The organism is Flexivirga alba (genome assembly GCF_042661025.1).
Classification (GTDB): Bacteria; Actinomycetota; Actinomycetes; order Actinomycetales; family Dermatophilaceae; genus Flexivirga; species Flexivirga alba.
In genome coordinates, this window is sequence record NZ_JBHSWH010000001.1 from 2,587,414 (window position 1) to 2,607,185 (window position 19,772).

Annotated in this window: 16 protein-coding genes, 1 pseudogene and 1 riboswitch; of the genes and pseudogenes, 10 read left to right on the forward strand and 7 right to left on the reverse strand. The window is 67.1% G+C overall.

Annotated features, from left to right (window positions below):
- Positions 1–24: 24 nt before the first annotated feature.
- The 3 genes from ACFQDH_RS12750 to serA all read left to right on the forward strand — a co-directional run bounded on the left by ACFQDH_RS12750 (position 25) and on the right by serA (position 5,279).
- Entirely contained in the window at positions 25–2,937 is a 2,913-nt protein-coding gene (locus ACFQDH_RS12750; protein ID WP_382401834.1) for a vitamin B12-dependent ribonucleotide reductase, read from the forward strand.
- A gap of 57 nt (positions 2,938–2,994) precedes the next feature.
- Positions 2,995–3,957 carry a polysaccharide deacetylase family protein gene (locus tag ACFQDH_RS12755; RefSeq protein WP_382401836.1) on the forward strand — a complete coding sequence of 321 codons (963 nt, stop codon included), beginning with the start codon at positions 2,995–2,997 and terminating at the stop codon, positions 3,955–3,957.
- Positions 3,958–4,082: 125 nt separating this feature from the next.
- Entirely contained in the window at positions 4,083–5,279 is a 1,197-nt protein-coding gene (serA, locus tag ACFQDH_RS12760) for a phosphoglycerate dehydrogenase (protein WP_382401838.1), read from the forward strand.
- Between the two features lie 75 nt (positions 5,280–5,354).
- Here the strand turns inward: serA and ACFQDH_RS12765 are convergent, their stop codons facing one another.
- Genes ACFQDH_RS12765 through ACFQDH_RS12775 form a run of 3 tightly spaced genes read right to left on the reverse strand, consistent with a single transcriptional unit; the run spans position 5,355 to position 7,166 of the window.
- Positions 5,355–5,810, reverse strand: coding sequence for an aminotransferase class I/II-fold pyridoxal phosphate-dependent enzyme (locus ACFQDH_RS12765; RefSeq protein ID WP_382401840.1), 456 nt, complete (start codon positions 5,808–5,810; stop codon positions 5,355–5,357).
- Positions 5,811–5,815: 5 nt separating this feature from the next.
- Positions 5,816–6,514: an aminotransferase class I/II-fold pyridoxal phosphate-dependent enzyme gene (locus tag ACFQDH_RS12770; RefSeq protein ID WP_382401842.1), complete on the reverse strand. Its 699-nt coding sequence runs from the start codon at positions 6,512–6,514 to the stop codon at positions 5,816–5,818.
- Between the two features lie 10 nt (positions 6,515–6,524).
- Positions 6,525–7,166: a DUF6891 domain-containing protein gene (locus ACFQDH_RS12775; protein WP_382401844.1), complete on the reverse strand. Its 642-nt coding sequence runs from the start codon at positions 7,164–7,166 to the stop codon at positions 6,525–6,527.
- A gap of 136 nt (positions 7,167–7,302) precedes the next feature.
- Here ACFQDH_RS12775 and ACFQDH_RS12780 point away from each other — a divergent pair, with 136 nt between their 5' ends.
- The 5 genes and pseudogenes from ACFQDH_RS12780 (at position 7,303) to ACFQDH_RS12800 (ending at position 14,330) form a co-directional block, all read left to right on the forward strand.
- Positions 7,303–10,407, forward strand: a complete 3,105-nt coding sequence (locus ACFQDH_RS12780) for an McrB family protein (protein ID WP_382401846.1) — start codon at positions 7,303–7,305, stop codon at positions 10,405–10,407.
- Positions 10,404–11,606, forward strand: coding sequence for an McrC family protein (locus tag ACFQDH_RS12785; protein WP_382401848.1), 1,203 nt, complete (start codon positions 10,404–10,406; stop codon positions 11,604–11,606). Before ACFQDH_RS12780 ends, ACFQDH_RS12785 begins: the two co-directional genes overlap by 4 nt.
- A gap of 129 nt (positions 11,607–11,735) precedes the next feature.
- On the forward strand, positions 11,736–12,272 hold the full coding sequence (locus tag ACFQDH_RS12790) for a hypothetical protein (RefSeq protein WP_382401850.1): 537 nt from the start codon (positions 11,736–11,738) through the stop codon (positions 12,270–12,272).
- A 60-nt stretch (positions 12,273–12,332) separates the two neighbouring features.
- Positions 12,333–13,085 carry a DUF4352 domain-containing protein gene (locus tag ACFQDH_RS12795; RefSeq protein WP_382401852.1) on the forward strand — a complete coding sequence of 251 codons (753 nt, stop codon included), beginning with the start codon at positions 12,333–12,335 and terminating at the stop codon, positions 13,083–13,085.
- 164 nt (positions 13,086–13,249) lie between these two features.
- A pseudogene (locus ACFQDH_RS12800) lies at positions 13,250–14,330 on the forward strand (DUF445 domain-containing protein).
- Positions 14,331–14,406: 76 nt separating this feature from the next.
- Here ACFQDH_RS12800 and ACFQDH_RS12805 read toward each other — a convergent pair.
- Positions 14,407–15,915: an HNH endonuclease signature motif containing protein gene (locus ACFQDH_RS12805; protein ID WP_382401854.1), complete on the reverse strand. Its 1,509-nt coding sequence runs from the start codon at positions 15,913–15,915 to the stop codon at positions 14,407–14,409.
- Between the two features lie 90 nt (positions 15,916–16,005).
- Between ACFQDH_RS12805 and ACFQDH_RS12810 the strand changes: the two genes are divergently transcribed.
- Positions 16,006–16,593 (forward strand): GNAT family N-acetyltransferase, encoded by a 588-nt coding sequence (locus ACFQDH_RS12810; RefSeq protein WP_382401856.1) that lies wholly within the window; start codon positions 16,006–16,008, stop codon positions 16,591–16,593.
- Here the strand turns inward: ACFQDH_RS12810 and ACFQDH_RS12815 are convergent.
- The 3 genes from ACFQDH_RS12815 to ACFQDH_RS12825 are packed head-to-tail and all read right to left on the reverse strand — an operon-like array spanning position 16,544 to position 17,917.
- Positions 16,544–17,308 (reverse strand): hypothetical protein, encoded by a 765-nt coding sequence (locus ACFQDH_RS12815; RefSeq protein WP_382401858.1) that lies wholly within the window; start codon positions 17,306–17,308, stop codon positions 16,544–16,546. The genes ACFQDH_RS12810 and ACFQDH_RS12815 overlap by 50 nt on opposite strands.
- Complete coding sequence (locus ACFQDH_RS12820; protein WP_382401860.1) at positions 17,305–17,469, reverse strand: ribbon-helix-helix domain-containing protein; 165 nt, start codon at positions 17,467–17,469, stop codon at positions 17,305–17,307. Before ACFQDH_RS12820 ends, ACFQDH_RS12815 begins: the two co-directional genes overlap by 4 nt.
- Before the next feature lie 46 nt (positions 17,470–17,515).
- On the reverse strand, positions 17,516–17,917 hold the full coding sequence (locus ACFQDH_RS12825) for a GNAT family N-acetyltransferase (RefSeq protein WP_382401862.1): 402 nt from the start codon (positions 17,915–17,917) through the stop codon (positions 17,516–17,518).
- A 63-nt stretch (positions 17,918–17,980) separates the two neighbouring features.
- Positions 17,981–18,097: riboswitch (SAM riboswitch) on the forward strand.
- A gap of 70 nt (positions 18,098–18,167) precedes the next feature.
- Between ACFQDH_RS12825 and ACFQDH_RS12830 the strand changes: the two genes are divergently transcribed.
- On the forward strand, positions 18,168–19,490 hold the full coding sequence (locus ACFQDH_RS12830; RefSeq protein WP_382401864.1) for a bifunctional o-acetylhomoserine/o-acetylserine sulfhydrylase: 1,323 nt from the start codon (positions 18,168–18,170) through the stop codon (positions 19,488–19,490).
- Positions 19,491–19,772: the final 282 nt, after the last annotated feature.

Sequence of the window (19,772 nt, forward strand, 5' to 3'; positions counted from 1 at the left end):
CCTGAGGTGGAAAGGAAGTTGGACATGACCGACACAGCAGACGCCGGCCCCAAGGCAAAGCGCGGTAACCGCGCAGGCAAGGGGTTGACCGTCGAGCGAATTTTCACCACTCCCGGCGTGCACCCCTATGACGAGGTCACTTGGGAGCGTCGCGACGTCGTCCAGCAGAACTGGAAGACGGGCGAGACGATCTTCGAGCAGCGCGGGGTGGAGTTCCCCGACAGCTGGTCGCTGAACGCCTCCACGATCGTCACCACCAAATACTTCCGTGGAGCCGTCGATACCCCTGAGCGTGAGAACAGCCTCAAACAGCTCATCGACCGGGTCGTCCTCACCTACGTGCGTGCTGGCAAGGAGCACGGCTACTTCGCCGCTGATCAGGACGCCGAGATCTTCGAGCACGAGCTGACCTGGTCGCTGCTGCACCAGGTGTTCAGCTTCAACTCGCCGGTGTGGTTCAACGTGGGCACCAAGTCGCCGCAACAGGTTTCGGCCTGCTTCATCCTGTCGGTCGACGACTCGATGGACTCGATCCTCAACTGGTACAAAGAAGAGGGCTTCATCTTCAAGGGCGGCTCCGGCGCCGGCCTGAACCTCTCCCGGATCCGCTCGTCCAAGGAGCTCCTGTCGTCCGGCGGCACGGCCTCGGGCCCGGTGTCGTTCATGCGCGGCGCCGACGCATCGGCCGGCACCATCAAGTCCGGTGGAGCGACCCGCCGCGCAGCCAAGATGGTCGTGCTCGACGTCGACCACCCGGACATCGTGGAGTTCGTCGAGACCAAGGCGAAGGAAGAGAACAAGATCCGCGCATTGCGCGACGCCGGCTTCGACATGGACCTGGGCGGCAAGGACATCACGTCCGTCCAATATCAGAACGCCAACAACTCGGTGCGAGTCACCGACGAGTTCATGCGGGCCGTCGAGGACGGCAGCTCGTTCGGCCTGCGCGCACGCCACTCCGGTGAAGTCATCGAGGAGATCGACGCCCGCACGCTGTTCGACAAGATCAACCAGGCTGCCTGGGAGTGCGCCGATCCGGGCCTGCAGTACGACGACACGATCAACGCCTGGCACACGAACCCCGAGAGCGGCCGGATCACCGCGTCCAACCCGTGCTCGGAGTACATGTCGCTGGACAACAGCTCCTGCAACCTGGCCAGCCTCAATCTGCTGAAGTTCCTGCGCGAGGACGACACGTTCGACGCCGCCACCTTCCAGAAGGTGGCTGAGCTGGTCATCACCGCGATGGACATCTCGATCTGCTTCGCGGACTTCCCGACCGAAGCGATCGGACAGACGACGCGCGACTACCGGCAGCTGGGCATCGGTTACGCCAACCTCGGAGCGCTGCTGATGGCGACCGGCCACGGCTACGACTCCGAGGGCGGGCGTGCACTGGCCGCGGCGATCACCTCGCTGCTCACCGGCGCCTCCTACAAGCGGTCCGCGGAGCTGGCCGGCATCGTCGGCCCATACAAGGGCTACGCCCGCAACGCCGAGGCGCACCAGCGCGTCATGCGCAAGCACCAGGCCGCCAACGACGCGGTCCGGACGCTGGATGCGATGGACTCCGAGGTGCACCGTTACGCGACAAAGGCCTGGGCCGACGTCGTCGAGGTCGGTGCCGAGAACGGCTACCGCAACGCGCAGGCCTCGGTGCTGGCGCCGACCGGCACGATCGGCTTCATGATGGACTGCGACACCACCGGCATCGAGCCGGACTTCTCGCTGGTCAAGTTCAAGAAGCTGGTGGGTGGCGGCTCGATGCAGATCGTCAACCAGACGATCCCGCGGGCGCTGAAGAAGCTCGGCTACCAGGACGAGCAGATCGAAGCGATCGTCGAGCACATCGCCGAGCACGGTCACGTGATCGACGCACCGGGTCTGAAGCCGGAGCACTACGACGTCTTCGACTGCGCGATGGGCGAGCGCGCGATCGCGCCGATGGGCCACGTCCGGATGATGGCTGCGACGCAGCCGTTCCTGTCCGGTGCGATCTCCAAGACGGTCAACCTGCCCGAGGACGCCACCATCGAGGAGATCGCGGAGGTGCACCTCGAGGGCTGGAAGCTCGGCCTGAAGGCACTGGCCGTCTACCGCGACAACTGCAAGGTCGGTCAGCCGCTCTCCGACGGCCGGAAGTCCGCGAAGTCCGAAAAGGTCGAGCCTGAAAAGGTCATCGAGTACCGCCCGATCCGTCGCCGGCTGCCCAAGCGTCGCAAGAGCGAGACCACCTCGTTCGCTGTCGCCGGCGCAGAGGGTTACCTGACCGCGGGCACCTACGAGGACGGCAAGCTGGGCGAGCTCTTCCTCAAGCTGGGCAAGCAGGGCTCCACGCTCGCCGGCATGATGGACGCCTTCTCGATCGCCATCTCGGTCGGCCTGCAGTACGGCGTGCCGCTCGAGACGTATGTCGAGAAGTTCACCAACCTGCGGTTCGACCCGGCCGGCATGACCGACGACCCGGACGTCCGGATGGCGCAGTCGATCATGGACTACGTCTTCCGTCGGCTGGCACTGGATCACCTCGACTTCGAGACCCGGTCCTTCATGGGCATCCACACCGCTGAGGAGCGCGCTCGTCAGTTGGAGACCGGTTCCTACACGCCGGCCGAGACTGCGGACGATGACGTCGCCGACGAGTTGGAGTCCTACTCACAATCGGTCGGTGCCACGACCCGACGCGAGGAGGATGCCCCCGCCGAGTCGGATGCAGCGGTATCCAGTGCTGCGGTGGAGCCGGACGTGCGGTCCGGTTCGGGAGCTGCCGACACACGAGCGGTGTCCGGTGAGATCCACTCGTCGGCCGAGCTGATGGAGCGATTCCAGGGCAAGGCCGCCGACGCACCGATGTGCATGACCTGCGGGACGAAGATGCGCCCGGCCGGCTCCTGCTACGTCTGCGAGGGTTGCGGCTCGACCAGCGGCTGCAGCTGAACGCACCTGCACCCAAACCGCGTAAGCAACGAGCCTGCCCGAAACACGCTTGGCCCGATGGTGACTGAACTCGCCACCGGGCCAAGCGTTTTCGTGGTTTTACAACAGTTCGGTCACGGCACCAACCAGCAGGCCCTCGCCGGCGTCCTCCCGGGCACATCCATGCCGCAACTGCGGCGCGGACAGACGTACTCGGGGAGTCTCATCATGCGCACGGTGTTCACCGGCTTCGCGGCCGCAGCCACCATCATCGCGGCGGCGGTCGCGACCACGACGTTGCACGGCAGTCCCACCGTGCGGCCTGCAGCGCAGGTGTTGCCCGCGAAGTCGGCGGCCACGAAGGTGTCGATCCGACGCACCCCTTCGCCGGCTCGATCAGCGCACAGCGCCGCCACCTCGCCGTCGGCACTGACGACGGGACCCGTGCCCGCGCCGCAGCCCGTCGCCCCTCCCGCACCGAGTCCAGCGCCCGGCTCGAAGGTGATCTTCCTGACCTTCGACGACGGTCCCGATCCGGTCTGGACCCCGCAGATCCTGCGGGTGCTGACCGACAACGATGCGACAGCGACCTTCTTCGACATCGGTGAGAACGTCGTCGGACGCACTGGCCTGGTCAGCCGGATCCGCTCGCAGGGCTCGCAGGTCGGCAACCACACCTGGGCCCACCCGTCGCTGCCCGCCCTGACCGACGCCGCCATCACCAGCCAGCTGGACCGCACGGATCGGGTGCAGGGCAGAGCGCGCTGCGTCCGTCCGCCGTATGGCGCCACGACCCACCGGGTCGACGCACTCATCCGGGCTCGGGGACAGCGAGTCGAGCTGTGGAACGTCGACACCCGCGACTGGGCACGCCCCGGTGTCGCCGCGATCGAGCACGAGTTACTCACCGCCCGCGCCGGTTCCACCGTCTTGATGCACACCGGTGGGGGAGACCGATCCGAGACGGTCGCGACCCTGCGGGACGCCTTGCCGAAGTTGCGGGCCGCAGGCTTTGTGCTGCAAGGGATTCCGGGCTGCTGAGACGGCACTGGAACTGCTCCGGCATCCGGTCGGCAGCGGTGCCAAGCCGTCCGCCATACGAATGCGGCGCCCGAATGCCGGACGTGCCGTGAGGTCGGTGGGGCCACGATGGGAGACTGCGCCCTGTGAAGGCGCTGCTCCTGGAAAGCATCCACCCGTTTGCCGAGTCGATCCTGCGCGAAGCAGGATTCGAGGTCGAGACCCGGACCGGGGCCCTCGACGAGCCCGAGCTGATCGAGGCCCTGCAGGGCGTCGACCTGGTCGGGATCCGGTCCAAGACCGAGATCACGCCGGCCGTGCTCGAGAAGTCGTCCGGGCTGACCGCGATCGGGGCGTTCTGCATCGGCACCAATCAGATTGCGCTGGACGACGCGGCCGCACGCGGCATCGCGACGTTCAACGCGCCGTTCTCCAACACGCGCAGCGTGGTGGAGTTGGCGATCGCCGAGATCATCGCAATGGCCCGCCGACTCACCGAGAAGAACAGCTCGCTGCACGATGGCGTCTGGGACAAGAACTCGAAGGGGTCGCACGAGATCCGCGGCCGCAAGCTCGGCATCGTCGGCTACGGCAACATCGGCTCCCAGTTGTCGGTCGTCGCCGAGATGCTCGGTCTCCAGGTCTTCTTCTACGACACCGACGACAAGCTGGCGATGGGCAACGCGCACCGGTGCGACACGTTGGATGAGTTGCTCGACACCGCCGAGGTCATCACCCTGCACGTTGACGGTCGCTCCGGGAACGCCGGATTCTTCGGCGCCGAGCAGTTCGCCAGGATGCGCGAGCGTTCGCTCTTCCTCAACCTCTCCCGGGGGTTCGTCGTCGACTACGACGCACTGCGCGAGAACCTCGTGTCCGGTCACATCGCCGGCGCCGCCGTCGATGTCTTCCCGACCGAGCCGAAGAAGCGTGGCGAGGCATTCAGCTCGCCGCTGCAGGGCATCCCGAACGTCATCCTCACGCCCCACGTCGGTGGCTCGACCGAGGAGGCGCAGGAGGACATCGGCCGTTTCGTCGCGAGCAAGTTGCGCGACTACATCGACCGGGGCACCACGACGCTGAGCGTCAACCTGCCGTCGCTGACGATGGAGGAGCGTCCGGGCGGCCGGCGCATCACCCACCTGCACCGCAACACCCCCGGCGTGCTGGCCAAGGTCAACAGCATCCTGGCCGACCACGGCGTCAACATCGAGGGCCAGCTGCTCAACACCCGCGGCGAGAACGGCTACGTCGTCACCGACGTCGCACAGTTGCCGGACGCGGCGATCACCGATTTGCAGGAAATGCCCGAGACGATCCAGCTACGTGTGATCGGCGGCTAACGTCACCCCACGAAGTTTCTCCCCCGCTTCGCTCCTCCGAATACTTCGCGGGGACCCCGACTCCCTCCGTCCGAGTCAGTCAACGAGATCCACTAAGCGATCGGCGACGTCGCCTATCACCGCGTGCGACGTCGCCAGCGTCAGGCGCAGGAATCCCGCTGTGCCGCAAGCCGATCCGTTGGTCCCGATCACCCCGGTCCGCTCCGCGACCTGCCCGGGATCGACGCGGGTGTCCCGCAGGTCCAGCCAGTGAATGTATGTCGCAGCGGGCGCCGCGTAGCCGATCGCGGGGGCCCCCGCCATACGCGCCGCGAACAGGTCACGCCCACGTTGCTGATAGTCGACGAGTGCGTCCAGGTGCGCCACGCCGTCCATGCCGTATGCCGCCGTTGCGGCCACCGCACCCAGCGGTGAGGTGCCGTGCCGGACGACGAAGGGCGACGCCGACCAGCGACGCCGGTGCTCGGCTGAGGTCATGATCAGCTGCGCGCACGCCAGTCCGGGCAGGTTCCAGCCCTTGGACGCCGACACCGCGGTCACGGTGTGCGCGGCGGTGCGTTCGTCCAGCGACGCGTAGGGGACATGCTGGCCGCCCGAATAGACCAGGGAGAGTGGATTTCGTCCGCGAAGACCGTCGACCCGGTGCGTTCGACTACATCGGCGATCGCAAGGAGCTCCTCGCGCGTCGCGACCTGACCGGTTGGGTTGTGCGGGTTGATCAGCACCAGCAACCCACCGCCATCCAGCGCTGCGGCCAGTCGCTGCGGGTCGATCACGAACCGGCCGTCGACCAGGTCCATCGGCAGAGTGCGCAGCTCGTGGCCGACGGCTCCGGGCAACTCCAGGAACGGCATGTATGCCGGCGTCGGCAACACCACCGGGGTCCCCGGCGCGACCAGCTGGCCGAGCGTGAATGCGAAAGCGCCGAGCACATCCGGCAGCAGCTCGATGTATGCCGGGTCGAGCGTCCAGCCGAACCGCCGCCGCTGGAACGTGGCACATGCGGCAGCTGTGTCCCGTGCGACGGGTGTGGGCAGGTAACCGGTCAGGCCTCGCCCGATGGCGTCGGCGAGGGCTTGTTGGATGCTCGGCGCGAGCGGCAGGTCCGACTCGGCGATGAACGCGCCCAGCTGGGAGTCATTCGTGGCCGACCACTTGACCGATCCGCGGGAGCGAAGCTGCTCGAGGTCGACCTGCGCCATGGCTCGTTCGATGTTGATCGGTTCAACGTCCATACGACCGAGACTAGGCGTCCTCGTCAGGCAGATCGATGTAGGGCACGGCATAGCTGCCGATGACCTGGATGCGCTGCTCCTCGGTGCCGTTCCAGTCCACGTCGAGGTCATGGCGAGTGAATGCCTCGGCGATCCGCTCGCCGATCCGGACTGCGCCTTCGCCGGACTCGTGGAAGACCCCGAATGCGACGAAGAGCTGCTGCTCGAAGATCATCCGCTCGACGTCCGCGCTGGTGCTGAAGCAGTAGCCGTCGATTGAGAGTCCTTCTTGGGCAAGGGCGTTCGCGGCATTCGAGACCGCGGAGAGCGACTGCATGACATCACTGCCCTCGCCGAAGCCGAAGACGATGCCGTCGGCGGTGAGCTCCTCCAGCGCCGTGATCAGTCCGAGCGCCGTCTGGCTGGGAAAGGGCACCTGAGTGTTGTGATCCTGGATGAGCCAGTCGACGAGCTCAGGGACCGACTCCTGGGTGATGTCGGCATCGCGCAGTGGTCCGTCACCGATCATCTCCCAGCGCAGCCGGTCCTCCAGCTCCTCGCGACTGTCCGTTCCGATGCAGATGCGGAGCACGAGTCGCCCGATCGCCGTGTCGGGATCGGGGGTGAAGGCGCCGGTGAAGTTGACGTCGGAGGGGAGTGGCTGGGAGGACACGGCCCCCATGGTGCCAAACTCGGAGGGTTCTCCGGGCCGGTTCAGCATTGCCCGCCGTCCGAGACCGGCCATCCCGTAATCTGGACGCTCGGTCCCCTTTCTCCCCACCTTCCACGATTTCGGAGCTTCAACCACAGTGGCCCTCGCCGACATCACCCGTGAAGATGTGCTCGCAGCACTCCAGGAATGGCAGTCCCAAGGACGCGAGTCCTTTCTCTCGGCATACGGGTTCGAACCCGATATCGAGCACGTCATGCACTTCGACGGCATCGTGTATGACGCACCCGCCGTCGCAGCCGCGGCGCACGGGTTCGCGCGTGCGGATTTCGGGCCGTTGACGCCTGTGTCCTTGCCGGATGCCGACGAAGTCAGCACCCACCTGGCCGGTCTTGGCTTCGAGGTCAAGCGCGCGCAGCGCTCGGTCTCCCTTAGCCCAGGCAGGCAGCGCGACCTGCGGCGCTGGAAGGTGACCTACGAGCTGATCAAGGTGGCCGCCAACAACGACCCGGCGGCGCAAATCCTGTGGCACCAGGTGGATTCGCTGCGCGAGGAGCGCGTCGCGGAGGCGCGCGAGCTGATCCGGACGCTGGCCGTCGGGCGCGACTTGCATGCGTTCGTCGAAGGCTTCGCCGTCTGGTCCCGTCGTCCCGGCCCGTTCGCACAGCACGCCTCGAGCCTGCCCACCTGGCTCGGTCAGTTGCGTGGCACCGCAGGCGGTTACGAGCGCGACCTGGCCGACCTGCTGGTCGAGACGACCCAGACACCCCGCGACGACGAGGAAGCGGCGACGCGCATCCGGGCACTGGAGGAATACACCGAGAACAAGCTGGACGCCTCGCGCGTGCCGACCGTGCTGTCGATCTTCTGGTCGACCGATGCGAGCACCGACTGGCCGACGCTGTGGCCGGGTGGCTCCGAGCCGTTCCAGACGCTGGGCTGGATGGGTCGGCACCTGAGTCACTCAGAGCGCTACCTGGCCTTCGCCGACCTCTGCCGCAATTTCGAGCCCGACAATCCGGGCCTGGCCGAGCGACTGGTCGGCTACCTCGGCAGCAAGCAGACCTTCTTCGGCCTGGGCAGCTCCCTGCCGGACATCTGCGAGGAGGCCGCCGACCTGATCGCGGGTTACAAGCCGGGTCTCGGCTACGCGTCCGCCGACGCGGATGCTCGCGCCGCCGGGCTCGCGCTGCAGTTGCGGGGCGTCGCCACGCTCACCGTGCGGTCGTTGCACAATCCGCTGCGGCAGGCCACCGGCCTGCGTCTGCAGGAGACCAACCTGCAGACACGGACCGGCCAGTCCAAGGACGCGCCATACCGGGTCGACGCCCACGCGACCTGGGCACTGCCCGGCGGCACCGGTGCGCCGGGCTTCCGCCTGTGGCTCACCCGGTCCGGTGTGGCGGTCGGCCTGCACTCCGGCTGGGACGGCCCGGGATCGGGCGCGCGCCACGAGGAGATCGGCGGCGTCGTCCAGGAGCACCTGCCGGAAGGGATGCGCTTCTTCCACCTGCGCACCACCAGCAGCCCCGACCGGGTGGAGCCGGTGGAACGCGAATACCCCGGCGGTGAGGTGTATGTCGGCCGCTGGTGGCCGCACCCGGAGTCGCTGGGCCGCGCCGACTTCGCCGACGAGATCGTCGACACCGTCCGACGGCTGGCCCCGCTGGTGGAAGTCATGTCCGGCAAGGAGCCGACGCCGACCGGGCCGGTCGACCTGGACCTGCTCGCTCAGCTGGAGCGATTCATCGCCGAGCGTCCCTACCCCGGCGATCGCGACAATTGGCACCAGGAGCAGCGCCGCGCCCTCGCGCAGGCGCTGGAGCCGACCGGCCTGGACGCCTTCGACATGGCGGCGTTCCGCCGGTTGCTCAGCGGTCGCGCCTACGGTCACCCGGGCACGCACTCGGTGCTGCAGGCGAGCCTGTCCACGATGGACGCCGCCGGTTTGGACGCGTTCGCCCGAGCGCTGAAGGAATTGCTCTGGGGCGACGGCGACGACGTCGCCCGCATAGAGCACATCCTCGGCGACGGTATGCCGGCCCCGGGCCTCGGTGAAGCAGTGGTGATGAAGCTGATGGCGGTCGCCCATCCCGGCCGCTATCTGCCGATCCACTCGCTCGGCGGGGCGGACGGCAAGATCGCCGTCGCGCGCGCCGTCGGCGTTCAGTTGCCGAAGATCGACTCCCCGAACCGTGCCCGACTGCATGTCGTCATCAACGACCGGTTGCGCGCCCGGCTCGAGCCGTTGTTGCCCGGGGACCCTTGGGGCCAGGTGCAATTCGCGCTCTGGATGCTGCACAAGAGCGAGTCGGTTGCCGACCCCGAACGCGACCTGATCGCCGAGGCCGCAGCCGAGCTGCTGGTCGACGAGGATTTCCTGCGCGAGATCCACGGGCTGCTTGAGGACAAGAAGCAGCTGATCTTCTACGGACCGCCCGGCACCGGCAAGACCTACCTCGCACAGCGACTGGCTGCCGCACTGCAGCCGGACTCGACCAAGCGACAGGTCGTGCAGTTCCACCCGTCGACGTCATACGAGGACTTCTTCGAGGGCTTCCGCCCGCGCCTGGACGCCGACGGTCAGATGGTCTACGAGCTGCGCAGGGGACCGCTGGCGATGCTCGCCGAGGCCGCCGAGGCCGACCCGACCACGCCGCACATCATGCTCATCGACGAGATCAACCGCGCCAACCTGCCACGGGTCTTCGGCGAGCTGCTCTATCTGCTGGAATACCGCTCGCAGTCGGTCATGACGTCATACCGGCCGGACGAGGGCTTCGAGCTGCCACCCAACCTCTACTTCATCGGCACGATGAACACCGCCGACCGGTCGATCGCCCTGGTCGACGCAGCACTGCGGCGGCGCTTCCACTTCGTGCCGTTCATGCCGCACGAGGGTCCGATGGAGGGCTTGCTGCGGCGCTGGCTGCAGGCGCACAACGGCCCGGTGTGGGTGGCGGGGATCGTCGACCGCGTCAACGACGAGCTGCGGCGTGCGCTGCGCGGGCCGCACCTGCAGATCGGACACAGCCACTTCATGGCCGAAGGGCTGAGTGACGCTGCGCTGCAACGGATTTGGACCTACAGCATCTATCCGTTCATCGAGGACCAGTTCTACGGGCGCGAGGACGTGCTGAAGACCTTCACCTGGCAGAGCGTGGTGGAGCGTCACGGCCCCGGAGCGCGTGCCGCTGCTGGTGAGGAGCCGCCGCCCGCCGCGACGAACGCCCCATCCGCATGAACGACGTCATACTCCGCGAGCACGGCGAGAGTGCGCCGATGCGACTCGCGGCGGCCGCTCGCACGGCGTTGCTGGAGGCCGCCAGCGACAAGATCACCGTCGTTGCGACGGCCGACCCGGAGCGGGTGATCCTGCGCACCGGCTCCTGGGTCGGCGCGCTCGCGGTCCCCGGCTGCACCATTCGCGTCCAACCTCGCGCGCCGATGGAGAACCTCTTCACGATGTTCTCCGCAGGGTTGCCCTCGGACGCGTGGGGGAGCGACGCGGTCGGCTGGGCCGCCGACAGCGAGCTCGTCGACGGAGTGGCGGCGTTCTTGCTGCGCGCGATCGACACCGCGACTCGCCGCGGCCTCCTGCACGGTTACGTCACCCTCGAGGAGGACACCAGCACGATCCGCGGTCGGCTGCTCGTCGACCAGCTCGCGACCCGGCCGTGGGCAGCTGCGGCACCGCCATGCCGGTATGACGAATTCACCCCGGACATCGCCGAGAACCGCCTGCTGCTGTGTGCCGTGCGCCAGGTGTTGACCTGGCCCGACCTGCCGCCGCTGGTACGCCGCGACGGGCTGCGACTGATCCAGCGTTTCGAGGGCGTGGAGGTGACCACTCCCGACCAGCACCACGGTGAGGTGCCGATCACCCGGCTGAACGAGCACTACGCGCCTGCGCTCGATCTGGCGCGAAAAGCGTTGGACGGCATCACGATCCGCCACCTGGAGGGTTCGCAGACGGCGCACGCGTTCATGGTCGACATGGATGATCTCTTCCGCCGCTGGATCACCGTCGAGCTGAGCAATCGACTCTGGCCGGACATCTCGGTGGAGGAACGTCCGCAGTACGCACTCGACGTCCAGGAGCAGTGGCACTTCACCCCGGACCTGCTGCTGCGGCGTGACCAGCGACCGGTGCTCGTCGGCAACGTCGCCTACCACTTGGCCGCCGACCGCCGCGACGGCTCGGACTTCTATCCGCTGCTGGCCTACTCCTCCGCGCTCGGCCTCGAGGCGGGCCTGTTGATCTACGCCCACGCCGACCAGGCGCCGGCCCCTGAGGTCGTGGTGCGCAGCATCGGTACTCGCCTGTTGTGCGTGCCGTTGCGACTCAACGTGCCCGCTGCCCGGTTGGCCGGCTCACTGGACACGCTCGCGGAACTGGTTCGCGTGGTGTCCTATCCGCGACAGGCGGCCTTCGCTCGCTGAGCGCCCGCTCTGGGTGCCCGTTCCGAGCGCCCGCTCTGGGTGCCCGTTCCGAGCGCCCGCTCTGGGTGCCCGCTCTGCGCGCCCGCTCTGCGCGCCCGCTCCGTGCGGCCCACGGGCATACTGGGGGCCGTGATCGCCAAACTCTTCCTGGTGGTGCTGGTCATCATCATCGGTTCCTTCATCTGGTACTTCGTCAAGGGCAAGGTGTCGAACACCCATCAACAAGTGCGTGATCGCGCGATCGAGGGAAATTTCGGCCGGGCGCTCGCCGCCGGCCCGGCGACCAAGCACTTGTCGATGATGGGCCGCACGCTGACCCTCGGCGCCGATCCCACCCGCGCAGGTGAACTCATCGCCCATGTCGCGTCGTCCGACGACCGGGTGACCGACGTGCATTCCGAGGCGGGCGCGATCGTCATACAGATCGACGGGTCCTATCCGCGAGCTCGAGCGCAACTGATGCCGGACCGCACCGTCATCGGGATCGAGGCGATGACCTGGGAGATGGGCTTCCCGCAGGGCGCCGCCGTGTGGGATCGCATCGCGACAGCGATCACCCAGGCAGCGACTCATCAAGGGATCCCGGTCGGCGAAGGCAACCGGGAATTCGTCAAGGACGAAGGCGGATCCGGAAAACCGGAGGTCTGGACCGTTCGCGTAGCCTGACTCCACCCCTGCGTGTCGGCGCGGGGCAGGGAGCATCACTCAGAGAGGTTCAAGGGGACTATGACGACCACCGCATTCCGCAAGGTTGCGTTCGGAGCGGTGCCGGCCATGTTGATGGCCGGCGCGCTGGCAGCCTGCAATGACAGCGCACCGACAGTGCAGGCGCCGCCGACGTCGGCGAACAATGCCGCAGCGACCGACTCGGGCGTGCCGACCGCACCGGCGACCGACCAGAGCACCGACCAGCCGGTGCCCACCGACACCGGAGTGCCGACGGTGTCTGCGGCACCGTCGTCGTCGGGCGCCACCGGCGACCCTGCCAAGGTCTGCAACGAAACCAACACCTTCCTGACGCCGGGCGTCCTTGCACCGAGCACCAAGAAGGCCACGTGGGGCAAGCCGCTCGAGCTGACCCAGAAGTATGGCGGCACCGTGACGATCACCCCGGAGCTTCCGAAGGTGAAGAAACCATCGGGTGAGAACGACATCTTCGGGCCGCCGAAGGGTCAAGTCAGCCTGCTGATCAAGGTGACCGTTAAGTACAAGTCCGGTGACCAGAGCAGCATCGCAGGCATCTACTTCGCCCTGCGTGACACCCAGAAGAACCTCTGCAACTACGCCTCCCTGAGCCAGGCCGTCCCGAAGCAGGAACAGTTTGACGACGGCGACGTCAACAAGACGACCACCACCTACAGCGGGACGCTCATCTACGAAGTGCCCGCGGGCCAGGACTACAAGAAGTACACGCTGCTCTACCGTCCCGGCACGTTCGACAACAAGACCACGGACGCGCCGGTCGCGTGGACCAACTGACGACTTCTCCCGAGCTCAGCCCGGCCGACCTCGAACGCGGCCGCCGGCTGCGCAAGATGCGGCTGGTCGCGTCGTCGTTGCTCGTCATCGCGGCGATCATCTTCGTCGTGACTCATGGGCACCACGGTGTGTGGGGCTACGTGAACGCCGCATCCGAAGCGGCGATGGTCGGTGCCGTCGCGGACTGGTTCGCGGTCACCGCGCTCTTCCGGCATCCGCTCGGGCTGAAGGTGCCGCACACGGCGATCATTCCCGAACGCAAGGACAGCATCGGGCGCAGCCTCGAGGACTTCGTCACCGACAACTTCCTCACCGCCGAGAACGTCCAGCAACGACTGGCGACCGCACAAGTGCCGATGAGAGTCGGCCGCTGGCTCGCCGAACCGGCGAATGCCCGCCGGGTCGTGACCGAGTCGGCGCCCGCGCTCGCGAAGGGCATCGGCTCGATCAGTGACGCCGAGGTGGGCGACTTCCTCGGTCGCGTGTTGTTGCCCCGACTCGCCCGGGAGCAGGTCTCACCCTGCTCGGGAGCCTGCTCGAGGGCATCGTCCGAGACGACTCGCACCGTCAGGTCGTCGACCTGGTGGTCCGCGAACTGCACGACTGGGTGCGCGACAACGAGACGACGGTGGTCGCGCTCATCGGTAGCCGGGCGCCCTGGTGGTCGCCGCGTTGGCTCGACGACACGGTGGGCGCGCGCCTGCACGTCGAGCTGGTCCGGTGGCTGGCCGACATACGGGACACCCCCGATCATCAGGTGCGTGTCGCGGTTGACGACCTACTGGCCAAGCTGGCCGACAACCTGCAGAACGACCCCGCCACGATGGAGCGCGCCGAGCAACTCAAGGTGCGCGTGCTGTCCCATCCGTCGGTCGGCGAGTCGCTCGTCGGCATGTGGCAGTCGGTCAAACGGGTGATCGTCGAGTCGTTGGAGGACCCGGAGAGCGACCTGCGCGAGCGACTCGTGCGCGCCCTCACCGATCTGGGCGGGCGGATCGTCACCGACGACAACCTGCGTGCCTCCTCGACCGGCGCCTCGGCGAAGTCTCCGGGCACATCGTGACGACATACGGGCACGAGATCTCGACGGTCATCTCGCAGACCATCGAAAGGTGGGACGGCGACGAGGCGTCGAAGCGGATCGAGCTGCACGTCGGTCGGGACCTGCAGTTCATCCGGATCAACGGCACGGTGGTCGGTGGACTCGTCGGCCTGCTCATCTATTCGCTCGCGCAACTGCTGTAGACGGTCTGTGTAACCCACCGATCGGTGTCGTGCTCCGCGGAAGTCGGTGGTGGCGTCGAATCTCTTGGCGATCCCGTCAGTCGTCGGGACTCTCCGGCTCGGATCGTCGTCGCCCGTCGAACTGCACGAGCGCGAGGTGCAGCGTCTCGTTGGTCGGGCCGGCGTATGGCGGCCGGCCAGGCGCCGGGGCGCAGTCGGCGACGGTCGGCTGGTAGGGGAGGAACTCTGGTCTCAGCCGCGTCCCGTCGCGTGCCGTGAAGACGACGCCGTCGGGTCTGCTCGGGTCGCCGACCATGACGAACACACCTCGGTGATGCTCGTCGTGATGGAACGGGCAGAGCATGATCAGCCGGTCGGCATCGGTGCGGCCGCCGTCGATCCAGTGGTCGAGGTGATGGCACTCCAGATGATGCATCGCCAGGCAGCCGGGGAAGCGACATCCGCGATCTCGATCCTCAAGCAACCGCCGGGTGCGGGCGGGGACGATGCGTTGCGCGCGGCCGACGTTGACGGGTTTGCCTTCCGTCTCCCAGATCGGCTGAATGACGCCGTCGCAGAGGACGCGTTCGCGCAGAGCCGGCGGGAGGGCGGAGCTCTTGTTGAGCCAGCCGCTGCCCATCGTGTCGAGATGCAGGTAGACGCGGTAGCGGCTGGCACGCGAGTGACCGAGCGGTGCGCCGTCGTCGAGTGAACGCTGCGCCATCAGGCTGAGCGCTTCGCCGAAGCTGGCGCCCTTGTGGGATCTGGTTGCGTCGGCGGGGTTGTCGCCGCATGCCCCGGCGCCGGGGCGTGACCCGGCGGGGCGAGGGTTGCTCATCGTCCGTGTGTGGAGGCGGAAGAGGGTGTCCTTGGCCTCCAAGAGTGCCTGCTCGACCAGCGCTCCGATGTCAGCCGGGGCGTCATACAGCAGCCTGAATCGGCCGTCGACGTAACGCATTTCGAGGGTGGGAGGGGCCGTCGCCGGGTCGAATTCGCCCGGAGCGCGGGCTTGGGCGGCATCCGACGCGGCGTCCACCAGCTCCTCGTCGTCAGCTTCGTCGTCGGGCAGGACGACGCTCTCGGCATCCGCCTCGGCGGCGCTCTCCGTGGTCGAGTTATCCGCGTCTGAGCTGTCTGCGTCTGCGTCGTCGCCGTGAAAGTTGTAGCGGCACAACGCTCTTCGCAGTTGTGTCACGGTCGTGTATGACGCGAACTCCGCCACCTCTTCGTCATACGCCGCCGGCGTGTATTTGGCGACGACTGCGGCCTGGCCGAGCGTGAGCCTGCCGTCGTCGAGGAGTGCCTGCATGGTCGGCAGGTCGGCCGAGCGCTGGGCGATGCACACGATGTCGTGTGCAGATGACCAGGTCAGCCCGGCGTATGCCGTCAGCCAGTGCTCCGGAGACTTGAAGCCCACCCCGCACCACAACTCCTCGGCAAGCACCCGACGCATCAGCGCCACGAGCTGAGCGTGACCGTCGTTGAGCTGAGCGCTGATCGCAGCCAATTCGTCGTGCGCTGCGGACATTGCCAGATCGGACGCCGACGTCTCCCAGCCGCTGCCGCCGGCAGCCGCTGAGGTGGTCGTCTCGCATTCTTCGATCATGCGTACAGTCAATCATCGAGCACCGACAACGCCTTTCCGCCGCGGAAATCGGCCATCTATCAAAGGGCGCCGATCTGGCAGGCTCGATGGGTGATCGACATACGCCCCATGCAGGCGCGAGATCGTGGTGCGGTCCTCGAGCTCGCCGATCGGCTGACTGTCGGCGTTGCTTCGTGGCGCGCGCCGGAGCTGGTGCTGCGAGCCGTGCGTTCGTGGGTCTCCGGCGACATCGACAAGGTCGGCGAGGAGCTGATGATCTACGTCGCGGCTGAGGGCGCGGATGTCGTCGGCTTCGTCGCGGTCACTGAAGACACTCACTGGACCGGGGAGCGAGACGCCTACATCGGCGAGCTCGTGATTCGTCCCGACCTCGAAAGGCAAGGCGTAGGAAGGCAACTCGTGCGAGCGGCAGAGCTATGGGCTTCGGCGCGAGGGCTTCGGCGGATCCGGCTCTCGACCGGCGCCGCCAACACCGCTGCACTGAGCCTGTATGGCGCTCTCGGTTACCAGTGCGAGGACGTCACGCTCAGTAGCGGTGTTGCCGACCTTCGTGACCGGGCGGATCCCGATGACCCGGATCGGTCGACCGGCGATCGCAACCACGACAAGGGCGCTCCAGCGGAAGCCGTCACGCCGACGTCGCGTGTACCTGGATCTCCTGGCCATCGGCGTCCGTGATCGTCACGAAGTCGCCGAACTCGGACTCGTTCAGCTTCGCCGCGGCACCGGCCGCCCGCGCGCGCTGCACGATATCCGGCAACGGAGCGGAGGTCTCAAACGTGAGCTGTATGGCGAAAGGGCCTGGCACAACTGGGAGTTCGTCGGTGTAGATGTGGTGCAGCCCGACGACGCCGCCCGGATCGGGGAGTGTCAGCTGGGTGAAGGCCGGGTCAGCTTCGCCGACGACCGAGAAGCCGAGTGACTCCAGCAGGCGCCGGTCGGCGGTCTGGTCGTCGACGAACCGGATCGGCGTGACTCGCAGGTCACCGACGCCCGGCTGGACTCCCGTGCTCGAGTAGCCGTAGAGATCGTCGGACCGGCCGTTGATGGTCAGCTCGTCGTCGCCCACGGTGATGGTGATCGCGCGGCCGTAGGCCTCGTCATACACCATGGATTCGTCGGGGTGATCGGCGTTACCGAAGCCTGTTGCGGTCAACTGTCGGGCGAGTTCCTCGAGTGCGTCCGTCTCGAACGACAGGCTGCTCTGGCCCTGCTTCGCGCCGGAGGCGGACTGCGCGGCGCTGTGCAGTCCGACAGTGCCAGTGCGGCCGGCGAGCACGACCCACCCGCCCTGATCGCTGGTGATGCTGACCGACAACCCGAGAGCGACCAGCAGACGGGTCATCTCGTCGAGGTTGTCGGTGAAGCGGATCGGTTGCACGGTCAGGCTCATCGGGTCGCTCCTTGGTCGAGGTTGTGGTCGAGGTAGTCACGTAGCGCCCGCTCGACCAGCGCCGAGAGGCTCAGGTTGTCGTCGATCGCGCGGTGCTTGACGGCGCGGATCAGGTCGGGAGGCAGATACACGTTGAACTGTGTCTTATCGCTTGCTGGCATGCTAGCAATCTAGAATACGATCTAACGGTCGTCAAGGGCGTCGGAGTCATGGCCGACGCAGGTCGAGGACCTGGAAGACCTTGTCGAAGCGGCGTGCCGCAGGCGCCACGAAGTCGCGCAGCCGGCCGTATTCGGTGAATCCCTCGGACAGGTAGAGCCGTTCGACGCCGTGGTTGTCGCCGCGAAAGTCGATCGTGAGCTGTTCGCACCCCGCATCGCGGGCGGTGCGGATCAACTCCCGGACCAGCGCTCGACCGATGCCGTGGCCGCTGAATTCGGTTGCCATTGGTAAGCGTTCGAGGTCCGCCTGCGGTCGCAGGGTTGATCGAGAATACCGGCGCCAGTAGCCGAACCCGACCAGGCGTGTGCGGCCAGGCATCTCGGCGCGGGCGGCCAGGACGCAGGCGTCCGCCGGTCCGGCGGCGAGTGCTCGCCGTACATAACGCATTGAGGCGTCCACGGATAGAGACGGTTATGTATCAACGAGTGGGCCGCGTTAGTATCGCGACCAGGTCATGAGTGTCAGCGTCAAGCCCCGGCTCGCTGACCGGCAACCCTCCACCGCGGTGGGGTGCCCCGGGTGAGGACCAGGCCACCGGTGCAGATCGCCGGGTGGCAAGCGCGGGCATCACGAGTGTGGGTCCGCCGCCGATCATGGCGCGCGCGTCGTGTTCGGCGATCGAGCACGGAAGGTCATCATGAGCGACGTCACCCCCAACTGGTCCTTCGAGACGCGGCAGATCCACGCCGGTCAGACCGCCGACCCGACCACCGGGTCGCTGGCGCTGCCGATCTACCAGACCACTTCCTTCGCGTTCAACGACACTGAGCACGCCGCAAACCTCTTCGGGCTCAAGGAATTCGGGAACATCTACACCCGACTGATGAACCCGACGACCGACGTCGCCGAGAAGCGCATCGCCGACCTCGAGGGCGGCGTCGGCGCACTCCTCGTCTCCTCCGGGCAGGCCGCCGAGACGCTGACGTTCCTCAACATCGTCCAGGCCGGTGACCACATCGTTGCCAGCCCGAGTCTGTATGGCGGCACGTTCAACCTCCTCAAGCACACGCTTTCCAAGCTCGGCATCGAAACCACTTTCGTGGAGAACCGTGGCGAGGCGGCGAGCTGGGAGGCGGCGATCCGGCCGAACACCAAGCTGGTCTTCGCCGAGACGATCTCCAACCCGAAGTCCGAAGTGCTCGACATCGAGCTGGTGGCCAAGGTCGCGCACGACCACGGTGTGCCGCTCGTCGTGGACAACACGATCGCGACGCCCTTCCTGCTGCGCCCGATCGAGCACGGCGCGGACATCGTCATCCACTCGGCGACCAAATACCTTGGCGGACATGGAAACTCGATCGCCGGGGTGATCGTCGACAGCGGCAATTTCGACTTCGCCAAGGACCCGGAGAAGTTCCCCTCCTTCAACACTCCGGACGAGTCCTACCACGGCCTGGTCTACGCACGGGACCTCGGCGTCGGCAGTGCGCTGGGGGCCAACCTGGCGTTCATCCTCAAGGCGCGCGTGCAGTTGCTGCGCGACCTCGGCGCGGCCGTGTCGCCATTCAACGCGTTCCTCATCGAGCAGGGCATCGAGACGCTCAGCCTGCGCGTCGAGCGGCACGTCGAGAACGCCCGCAAGGTCGCCGAGTGGCTGCAGGACCAGGACCAGGTCGAGTCGGTGCGCTGGGCATCGCTGCCGGGCAACGAATACTACGAACTTGCCCAGAAATACACACCGCTCGGCGCCGGAGCCGTGCTGGCCTTCGAGATCGCCGGTGGTGTCGAGGCGGGCAAGAAGTTCGTCGAGGCACTCACTCTGCACTCGCACGTAGCCAACATCGGCGACGTGCGGTCGCTCGCGATCCACCCGGCGTCGACCACGCACTCGCAGGGTCCCGACGAGGACCGTCTCGCGGCCGGCGTGACCCCAGGGCTGGTTCGCCTCTCGGTCGGCATCGAGCACATTGACGACATCCTCGCCGACCTCGAGCAGGGCCTCACCGCAGCAAAGGGCTGAGCGAGAGGACCCACACCGCATTGAGCGGACCCGCAATCCAACGCGATTGCGGGTCCGCTCAATGCATTACGGGTCCGGTCAATCAGAAAATCGGTTGACGGGATCCCGCGCTGACCATGAGGGTTGTCGCACACGCACCGGCGGCACAGACTTACGCGGGGTCCCCGCGAAGTATTCGGAGGAGCGCAGCGGAGGAGAAACTTCGTGGGGTGCTCGTCCGCACCGAGGAGAGGAGTCAGTGATGGCAGAAGGACAGGGCACGCTGCCCGCTTTCAGGCTCTT

Excerpts from the sequence above, each read along its gene's own strand:
- ACFQDH_RS12785 (WP_382401848.1), top strand. The coding sequence starts at position 10,404 with ATGAACGACGTCATACTCCGCGAGCACGGCGAGAGTGCGCCGATGCGA.
- ACFQDH_RS12830 (WP_382401864.1), top strand. The coding sequence starts at position 18,168 with ATGAGCGACGTCACCCCCAACTGGTCCTTCGAGACGCGGCAGATCCAC.
- ACFQDH_RS12805 (WP_382401854.1), bottom strand. The coding sequence starts at position 15,915 with ATGATCGAAGAATGCGAGACGACCACCTCAGCGGCTGCCGGCGGCAGC.
- ACFQDH_RS12825 (WP_382401862.1), bottom strand. The coding sequence starts at position 17,917 with ATGCGTTATGTACGGCGAGCACTCGCCGCCGGACCGGCGGACGCCTGC.
- ACFQDH_RS12820 (WP_382401860.1), bottom strand. The coding sequence starts at position 17,469 with ATGCCAGCAAGCGATAAGACACAGTTCAACGTGTATCTGCCTCCCGAC.
- ACFQDH_RS12770 (WP_382401842.1), bottom strand. The coding sequence starts at position 6,514 with ATGGACGTTGAACCGATCAACATCGAACGAGCCATGGCGCAGGTCGAC.
- ACFQDH_RS12755 (WP_382401836.1), top strand. The coding sequence starts at position 2,995 with ATGGTGACTGAACTCGCCACCGGGCCAAGCGTTTTCGTGGTTTTACAA.
- ACFQDH_RS12750 (WP_382401834.1), top strand. The coding sequence starts at position 25 with ATGACCGACACAGCAGACGCCGGCCCCAAGGCAAAGCGCGGTAACCGC.
- ACFQDH_RS12795 (WP_382401852.1), top strand. The coding sequence starts at position 12,333 with ATGACGACCACCGCATTCCGCAAGGTTGCGTTCGGAGCGGTGCCGGCC.
- ACFQDH_RS12815 (WP_382401858.1), bottom strand. The coding sequence starts at position 17,308 with ATGAGCCTGACCGTGCAACCGATCCGCTTCACCGACAACCTCGACGAG.